Genomic DNA, 14,664 nt, shown 5'->3' on the forward strand with positions numbered 1-14,664 from the left:
CTGGTTACTGACGGGCATCGGGGTCGGGACTAGCCTGAAGCGGCCTGCATCGCATGCGCAGGCAGATGTTGTGGCCTGGGCGGCGTCCCTGTAACGAGATTACGGCAGGGGGCGGTGCCAGGCAATCTTCACAGCATCCCTCTGCTGCGTCGGGGAAGCGAGCGACTGCCCGCGGCACAGAGGGACAGAAAACCACCATGGGGGAGAAAAACATGACGACACGCAGAGACTTTCTGAAATCGGTGGGCGTTGCGGCCCCGGCCATCATTCTGCCCAGGACGGGCCTGACCGGCATGGGAGGCGGCGGCCGCATGGGGGGCGGCGGCGCCGGTGGTGGCCTGGATGTGCCCGTGTTCGAGCAGCCCCTCTACATTCCACCGGTCCTGCAGCCGGTCGAATCGACGGCCACGCGGGATACCTACGCGCTCACCCAGGAAAATGCCACCGTCGAGATCGTGCCCGGTACCCAGACGGCGATTCTGGGCTACAACGGCATGACCCCGGGACCCACCATGGTGGTGGACGCCGACCGGGAGGTGGCGATGCGCCACACCAACAACAGCAACGTCCGCACCACCACGCACCTGCACGGCGGCCACATGCGCGCGGGTGACGACGGTCATCCGGTGGACTATGTCAATCCCGGTGATACCCGAGAATACGTCTATTCAAACAAGCAGTTGCCGGCCACGCTCTGGTATCACGACCATACCATGGACTTCACCGGTGACCAGGTCTATGCGGGACTCGCCGGCTTCTATCTGATTTCCGATGACTACGAGCGGTCGCTGGGCCTGCCCGCCGGTGACCAGGAAATCGCCATCGTCATCCAGGACCGCACATTCGCCAGTGACGGCTCCCTGGTCTACAGCGACAACATCATGGGCGAGCTGGGCGACACCATCCTGGTCAATGGCGTGCCCTATCCCTATTTCGAGGTGTCCACCCGCAAGTACCGGGTGCGCATCCTCAATGGCTCGAACGCCCGTTCCTACAATCTGGTGCTCAGCAACGGCGCGAGCTTCGTGCAGATCGGCTCCGACGGTGGCCTGTTGCCGGCCCCGGTGGTGCGCAGCAGTCTGAGCATTGCACCGGCCGAGCGTCTCGACGTGATCATCGATTTCAGCAACGCCCCCGTGGGCAGCCAGATCGTGCTCCAGAACACCGCCGGTTCGGGAAGCACGGCCCAGATCATGCGCTTCGATGTGGCGACGGCCGCCGACGACGGCAGCGTCATTCCCGAGGTGTTGCGACCCATCGAGCGCCTGGATCCCGCCGCCGCCGTTCAGACCCGGCGCTGGGTGTTCGGCATGGCGGGTGGACCCATGCCCTGGGTGATCAACGGGCTGCCCTACGACGAGCATCGCGTGGACGCCTATCCGCGACTCGGTACCACCGAGATCTGGGAGCTGGTCAATCGCACCGGCATGATGCATCCGGTCCACATCCACGACATCATGTGGCAGATTCTCGACATCAACGGCCGCCCGCCGGCGGCCCATGACGCCGGCTGGAAGGATACCTTCCAGGTGCCGCCGATGGCGACCGTGCGGGTCATCGGCCGCTTCGACGACTATGTGGGCGATCCCAACGACATTACCACCGCCTACATGATGCACTGCCACATCCTCGAGCACGAGGACCATGCCATGATGACCCAGTTCATCGTGGTGGAGTAGCCAGGGCATTACACCAGAGCCAGCCCGGCGCCGCGGTGGCGGCACCACCTCCTGCCACTGCGGCGTCCTTCGCCGCCCTGCCATTGGATGGCGGTGGCGGCTTTCTTTTTGTCTGCCGTCCTGTCCTCGCGCGATCCCGGCCATGACCCAGGTCATGGACAATCGTGACGGCCGGACCACAATGGACCACAATATCGGTCAGGAGGCGCCAGCATGCTGGACATCAACCCCGAAATCGTCTGTTTCCTGATCGAGCGGGCCCGCGTCTTCCACAGCAAGGAGGCCGTAGTCCTGCCCGAGGTGCCCGACAACCCCACGGACGACTGGGGCCTGCAGGTGTTGGCCGATCACGTCGACGACAGCACCCTGCAGGAGTTCAAGGCGGCCGTCGACGACCTCGAGCCGGACCAGCAGCAGGCCGTGGTCGCACTCATGTGGGTCGGCCGCGGGGATTTCAGCGCCGACGAGTGGGAAGCCGCGCTGGCCGAGGCAGAGGACAACTGGACCGAGCACACGGCCGAGTACCTGATCGCCCACCCCTATCTTGCCGACCACCTGCAGGAGGGACTGGCCGAGTTCGGCTACGACTGCGCCTCCTGACGGATGCCGGGCGGGGCTTGGAACGGGGCGAGCCGGCCCCCATTATGGGAGGCGAGAAAGTACTGGTCAGTCACGAGCAGCACCCAGCAGAAAGGAGTATCAGAAGATGTCGAACGACGATCTCGAAAAAATCCACGAAGTCGAGGAAAAGGTGCTCGGCATTCATCCTCATGCCGACATGGTGGAACCCTGGGACCGTGACATCGCGGCCGCCCGCGCCAGCGAGGTGGGCATCAACGAACTCACCGACGCCCACTGGGAGGTGGTGAAGTTCCTGCGCGAGCGTTTCCACGAAAAGGGTCAGGTCGAGCATGCCCGTGACCTGCACCCCATCCTGGCGGAGAAGTGGGCGGCCGAGGGCGGGCTGAAGTACCTGTACCGCCTGTTCCCCAACGGGCCCGTGCACCAGGGCAGTTACATTGCCGGTGTGCCCGAGCCTCACGACGCCACCGATCCCTCGTTTGGAACCGTCGCCTGAGCCGGTTGCGTCTCCGCAAGCCCTCGTCCGGTTCAGCCGGGCGGGGGCTTTGTCGTGCTCGGGGGCGCGGCGTGCGGCGCGGCACAGGTGCCGGTTTCGATCTGGACGGTGGCGTGCTCGATGCCGAAGTGCTCGGCCAGGGTGCGGTGGATGCCGGTCAGGGTCCGTTCGTAGTCACCTAGATCGGAGACGGTGACGTGCAGGGTCATGAGCTGGCGGGTGGGGCTGAGTGACCAGACGTGCACGTGGTGGATCCCGGTCACGCTGGGCAGAGCCTCTACGAGTGTTTCGCGGATGAGGTCGATGTCAATGTCCGGCGGCGTGCCTTCCAGCAGGATGTGGGCGGACTGGCGCACGACACGCACGGCATTGGCGGCGATCAGCAGGGTCACGAACACCGACAGCAGGGGGTCGATCGGCGTCCATCCGGTAAGCAGGATGACACCGGCGGCCGCGATGGCGGCAACCGAACCGAGCAGGTCGCCAAGCACATGCAGCACGGCGGCCCGGCGGTTGAGGTCGTGTTCGTGGCCGCCATGCAGCAGGCGGAGAGCAACCAGGTTGACCAGCAGGCCGATGACGGCAACTGCCAGCATGGGGCCGCCGAGAATTTCCACCGGCTGCTGCAGGCGCCGCCAGGCCTCGATCCCGATCCAGACCACCAGCAGCAGAAATCCGAGCCCGTTCACGAGGGCGGCAAGCACCTGCACGCGGTGATAGCCGTAGGAACGCAGGTGATCGGCGGGACGGCGGGCGAGACGGGCGCCGGCCCAGGCCAGGGCCAGTGCAGCGGTGTCGGTGAGCATGTGCCCGGCGTCGGCGATCAGTGCCAGCGATCCGGACCAGAGGCCACCGACGAATTCGATGATCATGAAGCTGCCGGTCAGCAGCAGCGCCTGCAACAGCGGGCGTTCAGCGGCTTCCTGGTGATGATGGGCATGATCGCTGTGCATGGCCGCGCCATCTTGCCACCGATGGCGACGGCTGTCAGCCGGGTATCGAGCCGCTTCCCGGTAGCTGGCCCGTTTCCGAACCCGACCACCGAGTCCGAAATTTCCGCTGAATATCCCGTTCCGTCTGCCGATAGGGTCGGATAGTAACCCGGAAACCCAATATGTCGTGTTCAGGATGCATCCGGCGAGGCGAGGGCGGAAGCGGGGCGCAGAACCGTTACTTCAACGCGCCGGCAGCGAGAACAGGCGGCAGCGGAGAGGTCGCGCCGGAGATGACGACATGACGCTTTACCGACAACTGGCTCTGATCGTGGCGCTGATGAGTGTGCTGATGTTCTTCGGCACGCTGGCGATCAATGTCTACAGCACCCGCGCCTTCCTGGTCGAACAGCTCGAGGCGCAGGCCCGGGATACAGCGACCTTGCTGGGGCTGTCGCTGACGCCACACATGGCCGGGCGCGATTTTGCGACCATGAATGCCATGATCGACACCATTTTCGATCGTGGCTACTACAGCGCGATCCGGGTGGTATCCATCGACGGCGACGTGCTTATCGAGCGCGAGGCGGGCATGGCGCCGGAAGGCGTGCCGGACTGGCTGCAACGCCTCGTGCCGCTGGACCCGCCGGCGGCCGGCGCGCATGTCATGGATGGCTGGAACCTGGCCGCGGTGGTCTACGTCAAGAGCCGTCCTGGCTATGCCTATCGCCAGTTGTGGCGGGTGGCCTCGCGCATGCTCTACCCGTTTGTGCTCATGGCCTTCGGCATCGGACTGGTGGGCGTGCTCGGCATTCATGCCCTGCTGCGGCCGCTGCGCGCGGGTTATTGAGGATTACATAAACGCCTTGAGGTTTTCGCAGCCGGATGGAGCGAAGCGAAATCCGGGAACAGGCCGCGCTTTCCCGGATTCCGGCCCTTCGGACCTTCATCCGGGCGACAGGATGACCCGTAACTTTTATGCAAGTCTCAATATTAACCCGGCTACGATCGAGCCCTGCTGGTGAAACGCGTGCTGGAAGAGGGACTTCGACCTGCCGAGTTCGCTCAGGCCATGGGTGTCAGCGCCCGTACCGTCTACAAGTGGCTCCCGCGGTTCCGCGAGGAAGGGCCCTCGGGCCAGCAAGGCCGCAGCGCCCGCCCTGCAAGCTGCCCCCACGCCACGCCTGTTGGGGATGGATGGGCCAAGACATCCTGTCTGGCATGACGCGGATCAAACACCTCACGGACAAATTCTGTAGGATGGGGCTCCAGTAGCAATCCGGAGAGGCCCGCCATCTTGTCGACCCCCGCTGCCGCCGTCCTGGAGGCTCGCGACCTGTGCTGCATTCGCAATGAACGCGTCCTGTTCGAGGGGCTGAACCTGGCCGTGCGGCCCGGCGAGGCACTGGCGATCCGTGGCCGCAACGGCTGCGGCAAGACCTCGCTGCTGCGAATTCTGTGCGGTCTGCTGCCACCGGAGGCCGGGGAGGTTCGCTGGCAGGGTCACGCCATCGGCCACCCGGCCCGGCATCGCGGCAGCCTGGTTCATGTCGGTCATCGCGACGGCGTGAAGGGCGAGCTCACCGCCGCGGAAAACCTGCGCCTGCCTTCCGGTCTTGCGCCGCCTTCCGTGGCTGCGGTGGATGCCGCGCTGGCTGCTGCCGGGCTCGCCGCCTGCCGCGAAGTGCCGGCGCGCCGGCTGTCCGCGGGGCAGCGCCGGCGACTGGCACTGGCACGACTGCTGCTGCGACCGGCTGCGCTCTGGGTGCTCGACGAGCCCTTTACCAGCCTCGACCGTGAGGGCGTGGCCTGGCTGAGCGGCTGTCTGGCGCAACACCTGGAGCGGGGCGGAACCCTGGTATTGACCGCGCATCACGACCTCGCGCTGCCGGGTCTGCACTGGCTGGAACTGGGAGGGACGGCATGAACCAGGCCCCGCTCGGGTCCGTGTTCGTCACGCTGCTGCGCCGCGACCTGCTGGTGCAGTGGCGACGGGGCAGCGAACTGCTGAACCCGGTGTTCTTCTTCGTGCTGGTGGTGACCCTGTTCGCGCTCGGCACCGGTGGCCAGCCGGAGCAGTTGCGGGAACTGGGCGCCGGGGTCATCTGGGTGGCTGCATTGCTGGCCATGCTGTTGTCGCTGGACGGCCTGTTTCGCGCCGATCTGCAAGACGGGGCGCTGGATCAGCTCCTGCTTGCGCCGCAACCGCTCGCGCTGCTGGTGCTCGCCAAGGTGCTGGCCCACTGGCTGGCCAGTGGCTTGCCGCTGCTGCTGACCTCGCCGCTGCTCGCGCTGCTGATGCAGCTGCCGGCGAATGCCACCGGCGTGCTGATGCTGGCGCTGTTGCTCGGTACGCCGGTGTTGAGCCTGACTGGGGCCATCGGGGCGGCGCTCACCGTCGGCCTGCGCCGTGGCGGTGTGCTGGTGGCGCTGCTGGTGCTGCCCCTGCATGTGCCCGTGCTGATCTTCGGAACCCAGGCGGTGCAGGCGAGTCTGAACGGTCTGTCGGCCGAGGGGCCGCTGCTGCTGCTGGGAGCCCTGTTGAGTGCGGGGCTGGTGCTGGCGCCCTGGCCGATCGCCGGCGCCCTGAGGCTGGGGGTGAACTGACATGTGGCGCTTCCTGCATCGAATGGCCTCTCCGCCGTACTTCTACCGGCTTGCTGGCAGGCTGTTGCCCTGGCTGGCTGCCCTGACCCTGGCCCTGTTTGCATGGGGGCTGTATGGCGGGCTGGTCATGGCGCCGCCCGATTACCAGCAGGGCGACAGCTTCCGCATCATGTATGTCCATGTGCCGGCCGCCTGGATGTCGCTGTTCGTGTATGTGGTCATGGCGGCGAGCGGGCTGATCGGCCTGGTCTGGCGTATCAAGCTGGCGGAGATGGTGGTTATATGCAGCGCGCCCACCGGCGCGCTGTTCACCTTCATCGCGCTGGTCACCGGTGCCATCTGGGGCAAGCCCATGTGGGGTGCCTGGTGGGTCTGGGACGCGCGCCTGACCTCGGAGCTGATTCTGCTGTTTCTGTATCTCGGCGTGATGGCGCTGAACCAGGCGATCGAGGACCGGCGGGTCGCGGGGCGGGCCGTGGCCATTCTTGCGCTGGTGGGGGTGGTGAACATTCCGATCATCCATTATTCGGTGGAATGGTGGAACACCCTGCACCAGGGTCCGACGGTGACGCGCTTCGATGCCCCCGCCATCCACGTCGACATGTTGGTGCCGCTGCTGGTGATGGCGGTGGCCTTCAAGCTCTATTACCTGATGGCGCTGTTGTTGCGTCTGCGGGTGGAACTGCTGACGCGGGAGAGACGTGCGGGTTGGCTGCGCGAGGTGGTGAAGGCCTGATGAACATGGAGAGCCTTCTTGAAATGGGCGGCTATGCCCGATATGTGTGGAGTGCCTACGGGCTGTCGCTGGGGCTCATGGCGGTCCATCTGGCGCTGATCGTCATCCGCCATCGGCGGCTGCGCCGGACCCTGGCTCGTGGCCTTGGCACTGGCGGAGGGGAAACGCGATGACGCCGGCACGACGTAACCGTCTGCTGCTGGCGCTGGCCGTGGTGACAGGCGTGGGGGTCGCCGTGGCGCTGGCGCTGAAGGCGTTCCAGAGCAACCTGATGTTCTTCTACTCACCCACCGAAGTGGCGGCGGGGAAGGTGCCGGCGAATGCGGTGATCCGGGTCGGCGGGCTGGTGGTGCCCGGCAGCATTCAGCGTGAGCGCGACAGTCTGACGGTCCGCTTCGTGGTCACCGACAACCAGGCCCGTGTGCCCGTCGAATATACGGGTATTCTGCCGGACCTGTTCCGGGAGGGGCAGGGCATCATTGCCCGTGGGCGGCTGGCGGGCGGACGAGTGGTAGCCGATGAAGTGCTGGCCAGGCACGACGAGAACTACATGCCGCCAGAGGTGGCAGAAAGCCTCCATCCGGTGCCACCGGAGGTGCCCCGACCATGATCCCCGAGCTCGGCCATCTCGCCCTGATCCTTGCCTTCGTCGCCGCGCTGGCCCAGGCGACAGTGCCCCTGCTCGGTACCTGGCGGGGCTCGGTGCCCATGATGATGGTGGCCGCCCGCGCGGCCCGCGTTCAGCTGGCGTGCATGCTGCTGGCCTTCACCGCCCTGGTCCATGCCTTCGTGGTCACGGACTTTTCGGTGGCCTACGTTGCCGCGAACGCGAATACGCAGCTACCGCTGATGTATCGCGTCTCGGGTGTATGGGGTGCGCACGAGGGCTCGCTGCTGCTGTGGGGGCTGATGCTGGCACTGTGGACGGGCGCGGTGGATCGCTTCAGTCGCAGCATGCCGCTGGACTTGAAGGCCCGCGTGCTGGCGGTCATGGGCGCGGTTTCCGTGGGTTTCATTGCCTTCATGCTCTTCACCTCGAACCCCTTCCTGAGGCTGTTCCCCGTACCGCTGGAGGGGCGTGACCTCAATCCGCTGCTGCAGGATCCGGGGCTGGCCATTCATCCGCCGCTGCTCTACATGGGCTATGTCGGATTTTCGGTCGCCTTTGCCTTTGCCGTGGCGGCGCTGCTGAGCGGGCGACTCGATTCGGCCTGGGCGCGCTGGGCGCGGCCCTGGACGGCCGTGGCCTGGGCCTTCCTCACCGGCGGCATCGCACTGGGCAGCTGGTGGGCCTACTACGAGCTGGGCTGGGGCGGCTGGTGGTTCTGGGATCCGGTGGAGAACGCCTCCTTCATGCCCTGGCTGGCGGGCACGGCGCTGATGCATTCGCTTGCGGCCATGGAAAAGCGTGGTCTGTTCCGGGCCTGGACCCTGCTGCTGGCCATCCTCGCCTTCTCGCTGAGCCTGCTCGGCACCTTCCTGGTGCGCTCGGGTGTGTTGACCTCGGTGCATGCCTTTGCCACCGATCCCGCGCGCGGCCTGCTCATCCTGGTCTTCCTGGCGGTGGTGGTGGGTGGTTCCCTGTCGCTTTACAGCCTGCGTGCGGCGCAGCTGCGATCGGTCGGCGACTTCCGGCCGCTGTCGCGGGAAACCCTGCTGCTGCTGAACAATGTGCTGCTGCTGGTGCTGACCGCAAGCATTCTGCTGGGTACCCTCTACCCGCTGATCATCGATGCCCTGGGCATGGGCAAGTTGTCGGTCGGACCACCCTGGTTCAATACCCTGTTCGTGCCGCTTGCATTGCTGCTGGCAGTGGTACTGGGCCTGGGCACGCTGGTGCGCTGGAAGGCGGATGCCTGGGCCCGGCTGGGAAGGCTGCTGCTGGCGCCGGCGGTCCTGAGCCTGATCGGGGGCTTCCTGCTGGTCGGCCTGTTCGCGCCCTTTTTCTCGGTGGGTGCGGCGCTGGGCGTGGCGGTGGCGCTCTGGGTGCTGTCGACCCAGGCTCTTGCGCTGCGCGATCGCCTGCGTGGCCGTGGGTCGCCGACGTGGGGATTTCTGGGCATGCTGCTGGCCCATGCCGGGGTGGCGGTGTTCGCGATCGGCGTCAGCCTGGTGTCGGCCTACAGCACAGAGAAGGATGTCCGGCTCGCGCCCGGCGAGTCCTGGCGTCTGGGTGATTACCGCTTCGTGTTCCTGGGTGTCGAGCCGGTGCAGGGGCCGAACTATGCCGCGCAACGCGGCCGGGTGCGGGTGTATCGGGGCGAGCAGCAGGTGGCCGAACTGCTGCCCGAGAAGCGCATCTACGCCATGCAGCCCAACCCCATGACCGAGGCGGCCATCGATGCCGGCGTTACCCGCGACCTGTTCGTGGCCCTGGGCGAGGCCCTGGGCACGGACGGTGCCTGGAGCCTGCGCCTCTACCACAAGCCCTTCATTCGCTGGATCTGGTTCGGGGCCCTGTTCATGGCGCTCGGCGGGCTGCTGGCAGCCGGGGATCCGCGTTACCGGCGCATGGCGGCGCGCACGCCTGGCGTGGCACAGCCCCCGTTGCGGGCGGCTGCCGTTCGATGAAGCAGGCGCTGCCACTCGGCATCTTTCTGGCGCTGGTGGCGGTGCTGGCGGTCGGGCTCCGTCTCGATCCCGCCGAAGTGCCTTCGCCGCTCATCGGCAAGCCGGCGCCCGGTTTCGAGTTGCCTGCCTTGCAAGCGCCGGAGGCGAAGGTGCGGCCGGCGGATTTTCTCGGCGAGGTGTGGCTGCTCAATGTCTGGGCGTCCTGGTGCGCCGGTTGCCAGGTGGAACATCCCGTGCTGATGGCGCTGGCGGAGCAGGGGCACCTGTCGCTGGTCGGCATGGCCTACAAGGACGATGCGACGGCTGCGGAGGCCTGGCTGCAGGCGCGCGGCAATCCCTACCGGGTGGTGGCCATGGACACCAGTGGACAGGCCGGTATTGACTGGGGCGTGTACGGCGTGCCCGAAACCTTCGTGATCGATGCACGGGGGGTGGTGCGCCACAAGCACATCGGACCCCTCACCCGGCAGGCGCTTCGGGAAGACATCCTGCCACTGGTGGAACGGCTGCGTACGGAGGCAGGCGGTCCATGATCCGGTCGTGCGCGATGTTGCTGTTCCTGCTGTGCCTGCTCGCACCGGCGCGGGCTGCCGTGGAGCCGCTGGTGTTCGATGATCCCGGCGAGGAGGCGCGTTACCGGGCGCTGATCGCCGAACTGCGCTGTCTGGTCTGCCAGAACCAGAGCCTGGCCGATTCGGATGCCGAACTGGCCCACGACCTGCGCTTGCAGGTGCATCACCTGATCCGGGAGGGCCGCAGCGACGAGGAGGTGCTCGGTTATCTGGTGGCGCGTTACGGGGATTTCGTGCGCTACCGCCCACCCCTGAATGCGCGCACCTGGCTGTTGTGGGGCGCGCCGCTGCTGCTGCTGGCGATGGCACTGGTGGTGTGGTGGCGGGTGTTGCGGCGGCCTCCCGCGGGGGTCGACGCGGCGGCGCTGGAACGGGCGCGCCGGTTGCTGGATGGCGAGGAGGGTTCATGACGGTGCTGTTCTGGGGGCTTGCCATCGCGCTCGGCCTGGTCACCGGACTGGTGCTGGCCTGGCCGCTGTGGCGAGGCGCAGGTGCCGGCGCGCCGGCGCGTGACGCGATCAATGTGACGATTGCCCGCGAGCGGCTGGCGGAACTGGAGGCCGAGCGTGCTGCCGGAAGGCTGGACGCGGCCGCGCACGCGTCGGCCCGCCGCGATCTCGAGGCCGTGCTGGCGGCCGATCTCGAACAGGCCGGTGCCCCGGCCGAGGCGAATGGCGCGGCACGGCGGGGCTGGGCCGTTCTGATACTGCTGGGGGTGCCGCTGGCGAGTCTGGGGCTGTACCTGCAGTTGGGCGCGCCGGACGCACTGGCGCCGCAGCCCGCGGCAGAGGCATCGCCTCATGGTGCCGGAGATCCCATGGCGGGGCCGTCGATGCAGATGCTGGTCGAGGGCCTGGCCCGGCGGCTCGAGCAGGCACCGAACGATCCCGGGGGTTGGCTGATGCTGGCGCGCAGCTACAAGGCGCTGGGCCGCTACCCGGAGGCCGTCGAGGCCTACCGGAAGCTGCTGGAGCGGGTGGGCGACGATGCCGACGTGCTTGCCGGTCTTGTGGATGCGCTGGCGCTGGCGCGGGGCGGCCGCTTCGATGCCGAGACCCGAACCCTGTTGGCGCGGGCGCTGGCGGCGGATCCCGATCACGTCATGGCACTGTGGCTCGCGGCGCGCGCGGACCTCGAAACGGGCGATGGCCCGGCCGCACTGGCGAAGCTGGACCGTCTCATGCCGCGGCTCGCCGGAGATGCCGAGGCCACGCGCATCCTGAGCGAGATGCGACGCCGGGCGCGGGCCATGGCGGGCGTGGTGGGCAACACCGGTGGCGAGCCTCGCGCTGCCACTGCGGCGGGGGCGATCCATGTCCGGGTGTCCATGGACCCCGCCCTGCGCGCGCAGGTGCCTGACGACGCCGTGCTCTTCGTGCATGCCCGTGCCGAGGACGGCCCTTCCATGCCGCTGGTCGTCGTGCGGCGTTCGGTTGCCGATCTGCCCCTGGAGCTGGTACTGGACGACCGTCTGGCGATGACGCCCGGACTTCGCCTGTCCGCCTTCGAGCGGGTCCGGGTCGGTGCCCGTGTTTCCCTAGCGGGCAACGCGACCGCGCAACCGGGTGATCCGGAGGGGGAGGTGCGCAACGTCCGGCCGGGCAGTCCCGGGCCGATCGAGATACGCATCGACCGGCAAGTTCCCTGAACGGGGCTGTTCAGTCGGTGGGCTCCGTGTAGCGGACCTCGACAATCCAGCCCCGCCGCAACCCGCCGGGTGTCCGCACCTCGAAGGCATCATCCGCTCCCTTGCCCAGCAGGGCGCGGGCCAGCGGTGCGTCGATGCTGATCCAGGAAAGCGCCGGGTCGATCTCGTCGGCGCCCACGATGCGCAGCTCGTTGATCGTCCCGTCCTCGTCCTCGAGCCGGACCCAGGCGCCGAAGTAGACGCGACCGGTATCCGCAGGCGGGCCGCTGACCACCTCGAGCGCGGGAATGCGCTTCTGCAGGTAGCGGATGCGACGGTCGATGCCCGCCAGTTCCTTCTTGCGGTAGATGTATTCCGCGTTTTCCGAGCGGTCGCCCTCGGCTGCGGCCGCCGCCAGCGCCCGGGTGACTTCGGCACGGCGCCGCCAGAGGCCGTCCAGCTCCGCGCGCAGGCGTCGCTCGCCCTCGGCGGTGATGTGGGGTGAAGCGGCGGGGCGCGGGGGACGGTAGCGGGACATGGCCGATGCGGGGTTGGGAAAACTACATTATTAATCAATGTGTTGTGTTTATCCAGAGGTTCGGGCCCGGGAACGCGGCCGGCGCCGGGATTTCCGGACCGAGCTTGCAAGTCCTTGGCGGCGCGCCTATAATCTGCGGCGTCTCGCGGAGAGGCTGGTCTTTAACGGGCGGCCGCGGGCGTGAGGTTGAGAAACCCCGGCTGCGGGGTTTTTTGTTATCCGCGGTCGTCAGGCGGAACTTCGTGGGTGGGCCTTGGGCCCTTTTTTTGTTTGCAGTGCCGTGATGGTCAAGGAACCCTTCAACCTGCGCGAGTTGCTGGAACCCGCGATTCACGCCCTGGGATGCGAGCTGGTGGGGGTCGAGTATCACCCCAGCGGCAGGCACAGCGTGCTGCGCATCTACATAGACAGGCCGGAAGGCGTGACCCTGGACGACTGCCAGGCAGTCAGTCATCAGGTGAGCGGCATTCTCGATGTCGAGGATCCGGTGCCGGGACAGTACACCCTGGAGGTGTCCTCGCCGGGGCTGGACCGGCCGCTGTTCCGGCGCGAGGATTTCGAGCGTTTCTCGGGTGAGGCCGTGCAGCTTCGGATGCAGGTCCCGGTGGAGGGGCGGCGCAGGTTCAGCGGTACGCTGCGCGGTCTGGCCGATGATGCGGTCGTGATAGAGCTGGACGATGGCGGCGAGATACGTCTGCCGCTGGAACAGGTGGAACAGGCGCGACTGCGGCCTGAGTGGTAAGCGATTTCAATGACCCGACAAGGGTGAACTTTCGACTGGCGATCGGGTAGTCGGAGAGCGGTAGTGATGAACAAAGAGATTCTGATGGTGGTGGACGCCGTTTCCAACGAGAAGGGCGTCGACAAGGAAGTGATCTTCGAGGCGATCGAGGCGGCACTGGCCTCGGCGACGCGCAAGCGCCATGGCGGCGAGATCGACGCGCGAGTGAAGATCGACCGCGAGACAGGCGACTACGAGACCTTCCGCCGCTGGCTGGTGGTGGACGACGAGGACGAGAACTTCGAGTCGCCCGAGCGTCAGGTGCTCTATACGCGTGCCCAGCAGCTCAAGCCGGGCATCCAGGTCGGTGAGTACATCGAGGAGCCGATCGAATCCGTCGAATTCGGTCGCATCGCGGCCCAGACCGCCAAGCAGGTCATCGTGCAGAAGGTGCGCGAGGCCGAGCGCGAACAGGTGGTCGAGGCCTACAAGGATCGCCAGGGCGAGCTGGTCACCGGCATCGTCAAGCGCGTCGATCGCGGCAACGTGTTTCTGGACCTGGGCGGCAACGCCGAGGCCTTCATCCCGCGCGAGGAAATGATACCGCGCGAGTCCGTGCGCCCCGGCGATCGCCTGCGTGGCTGGCTCAAGGAAGTGCGTTCCGAGCCGCGCGGACCGCAGCTCTTTGTCAGCCGCACCGCGCCCGAGTTCCTGATCGAGCTGTTCAAGCTCGAGGTGCCGGAGGTCGGGCAGGACCTGATCGAGATCCTGGGCGCCGCCCGCGATCCGGGCATGCGCGCCAAGATCGCCGTGCGTTCGCTGGATCCGCGCATCGATCCGGTCGGTGCCTGCGTCGGCATGCGCGGTTCGCGGGTACAGGCTGTCTCCAATGAGCTGGCCGGAGAGCGCATCGACATCATTTTGTATGACGACAACCCGGCCCAGTTCGTGATCAACGCCATGTCGCCGGCCGAGGTGGTCTCTATCGTGGTCGACGAGGATGCGCACAGCATGGATATCGCGGTGGCCGAGGAACAACTGTCACAGGCCATCGGCCGCGGTGGTCAGAACATCCGCCTGGCCAGCCAGTTGACGGGCTGGACACTGAATGTGATGACCGTGGCCGAAATGGAGGAGAAGGCCGAGCGCGAGGCGCAGGAGCTGCAGCAGATGTTCATGGAACAGCTCGACGTGGACGAGGAGGTGGCTGCCATCCTGGTGCAGGAGGGTTTCTCCAGCATTGAGGAAGTGGCCTACGTGCCGGCCGCCGAGCTGCTGGAGGTCGAGGAATTCGACGAGGGCATTGTCGAGGAGCTGCGCGGGCGGGCACGTGACGTGCTGCTGACCCGCGCCATCCAGAGCGAGGAGCAGCTGGCCGAGGTCGCGCCGGCCCAGGATCTGCTGGAGCTGGAAGGCATGGATCGGGATCTGGCCTACAAGCTGGCCGCGCGCGGCGTGGTGACCCAGGAAGACCTGGCGGAACTCGCGGTCGATGAACTCATGGAAGTGGAAGGAATGGACGAAGAGCGTGCTGCGCAGTTGATCATGGCGGCACGGGCGCCCTGGTTTGCCGAGGAACAGCAGAGCAGCTGAGCGGAATCTT

General features: G+C 66.9%; 17 protein-coding genes and 1 pseudogene. 16 read left to right on the forward strand and 2 right to left on the reverse strand.

The features are described from left to right. Positions 1-212: 212 nt before the first annotated feature. The 3 genes from MVF76_RS05880 (at position 213) to MVF76_RS05890 (ending at position 2,757) form a co-directional block, all read left to right on the forward strand. On the forward strand, positions 213-1,679 hold the full coding sequence (locus MVF76_RS05880; protein WP_297527865.1) for a multicopper oxidase family protein: 1,467 nt from the start codon (positions 213-215) through the stop codon (positions 1,677-1,679). 213 nt (positions 1,680-1,892) lie between these two features. Continuing rightward, positions 1,893-2,279 carry a DUF3775 domain-containing protein gene (locus MVF76_RS05885; protein ID WP_297527866.1) on the forward strand — a complete coding sequence of 129 codons (387 nt, stop codon included), beginning with the start codon at positions 1,893-1,895 and terminating at the stop codon, positions 2,277-2,279. Between the two features lie 106 nt (positions 2,280-2,385). Continuing rightward, on the forward strand, positions 2,386-2,757 hold the full coding sequence (locus tag MVF76_RS05890; protein WP_297527867.1) for a TusE/DsrC/DsvC family sulfur relay protein: 372 nt from the start codon (positions 2,386-2,388) through the stop codon (positions 2,755-2,757). Positions 2,758-2,789: 32 nt separating this feature from the next. Here MVF76_RS05890 and MVF76_RS05895 read toward each other — a convergent pair whose 3' ends face one another. After that, a complete protein-coding gene (locus MVF76_RS05895; protein WP_297527868.1) occupies positions 2,790-3,710 on the reverse strand; it encodes a cation diffusion facilitator family transporter in 921 nt (306 codons plus the stop codon). A 280-nt stretch (positions 3,711-3,990) separates the two neighbouring features. Between MVF76_RS05895 and MVF76_RS05900 the strand changes: the two genes are divergently transcribed. The 11 genes and pseudogenes from MVF76_RS05900 (at position 3,991) to ccmI (ending at position 11,823) form a co-directional block, all read left to right on the forward strand. Then, entirely contained in the window at positions 3,991-4,539 is a 549-nt protein-coding gene (locus tag MVF76_RS05900) for a LapD/MoxY N-terminal periplasmic domain-containing protein (RefSeq protein WP_297527869.1), read from the forward strand. Between the two features lie 165 nt (positions 4,540-4,704). After that, positions 4,705-4,875: pseudogene (locus MVF76_RS05905) on the forward strand (leucine zipper domain-containing protein); the annotation flags it as partial. Positions 4,876-4,986: 111 nt separating this feature from the next. Next, the gene (ccmA, locus tag MVF76_RS05910; protein ID WP_297527870.1) at positions 4,987-5,616 is read left to right on the forward strand and encodes a cytochrome c biogenesis heme-transporting ATPase CcmA; all 630 of its coding nucleotides are present in this window, start codon (positions 4,987-4,989) and stop codon (positions 5,614-5,616) included. After that, entirely contained in the window at positions 5,613-6,296 is a 684-nt protein-coding gene (gene ccmB, locus MVF76_RS05915; RefSeq protein ID WP_297527871.1) for a heme exporter protein CcmB, read from the forward strand. Before ccmA ends, ccmB begins: the two co-directional genes overlap by 4 nt. 1 nt (position 6,297) lies before the next feature. Next, on the forward strand, positions 6,298-7,032 hold the full coding sequence (locus tag MVF76_RS05920; RefSeq protein WP_297527872.1) for a heme ABC transporter permease: 735 nt from the start codon (positions 6,298-6,300) through the stop codon (positions 7,030-7,032). After that, complete coding sequence (gene ccmD / locus MVF76_RS05925) at positions 7,032-7,205, forward strand: heme exporter protein CcmD (RefSeq protein ID WP_297527873.1); 174 nt, start codon at positions 7,032-7,034, stop codon at positions 7,203-7,205. The genes MVF76_RS05920 and ccmD overlap by 1 nt, the downstream gene beginning before the upstream one ends. After that, positions 7,202-7,642, forward strand: coding sequence for a cytochrome c maturation protein CcmE (ccmE, locus tag MVF76_RS05930; protein ID WP_297527874.1), 441 nt, complete (start codon positions 7,202-7,204; stop codon positions 7,640-7,642). Before ccmD ends, ccmE begins: the two co-directional genes overlap by 4 nt. Beyond that, positions 7,639-9,603, forward strand: coding sequence for a heme lyase CcmF/NrfE family subunit (locus tag MVF76_RS05935; protein ID WP_297527875.1), 1,965 nt, complete (start codon positions 7,639-7,641; stop codon positions 9,601-9,603). Before ccmE ends, MVF76_RS05935 begins: the two co-directional genes overlap by 4 nt. After that, the gene (locus tag MVF76_RS05940) at positions 9,600-10,136 is read left to right on the forward strand and encodes a DsbE family thiol:disulfide interchange protein (RefSeq protein ID WP_297527876.1); all 537 of its coding nucleotides are present in this window, start codon (positions 9,600-9,602) and stop codon (positions 10,134-10,136) included. The genes MVF76_RS05935 and MVF76_RS05940 overlap by 4 nt, the downstream gene beginning before the upstream one ends. Continuing rightward, a complete protein-coding gene (locus tag MVF76_RS05945) occupies positions 10,133-10,585 on the forward strand; it encodes a cytochrome c-type biogenesis protein (RefSeq protein ID WP_297527877.1) in 453 nt (150 codons plus the stop codon). Before MVF76_RS05940 ends, MVF76_RS05945 begins: the two co-directional genes overlap by 4 nt. Continuing rightward, positions 10,582-11,823 (forward strand): c-type cytochrome biogenesis protein CcmI, encoded by a 1,242-nt coding sequence (ccmI, locus tag MVF76_RS05950; RefSeq protein WP_297527878.1) that lies wholly within the window; start codon positions 10,582-10,584, stop codon positions 11,821-11,823. The genes MVF76_RS05945 and ccmI overlap by 4 nt, the downstream gene beginning before the upstream one ends. A gap of 10 nt (positions 11,824-11,833) precedes the next feature. On the opposite strand, the gene greB is transcribed toward ccmI, so the two are convergent. After that, positions 11,834-12,340 (reverse strand): transcription elongation factor GreB, encoded by a 507-nt coding sequence (gene greB, locus MVF76_RS05955; protein WP_297527879.1) that lies wholly within the window; start codon positions 12,338-12,340, stop codon positions 11,834-11,836. A 283-nt stretch (positions 12,341-12,623) separates the two neighbouring features. Between greB and rimP the strand changes: the two genes are divergently transcribed. Continuing rightward, on the forward strand, positions 12,624-13,082 hold the full coding sequence (rimP, locus tag MVF76_RS05960) for a ribosome maturation factor RimP (RefSeq protein ID WP_297527880.1): 459 nt from the start codon (positions 12,624-12,626) through the stop codon (positions 13,080-13,082). A 66-nt stretch (positions 13,083-13,148) separates the two neighbouring features. Then, positions 13,149-14,654 (forward strand): transcription termination factor NusA, encoded by a 1,506-nt coding sequence (gene nusA, locus MVF76_RS05965; RefSeq protein ID WP_297527881.1) that lies wholly within the window; start codon positions 13,149-13,151, stop codon positions 14,652-14,654. Positions 14,655-14,664: the final 10 nt, after the last annotated feature.

The sequence above is a fragment of the Thiohalobacter sp. genome, assembly GCF_027000115.1.
Taxonomy (GTDB): domain Bacteria; phylum Pseudomonadota; class Gammaproteobacteria; order Thiohalobacterales; family Thiohalobacteraceae; genus JALTON01.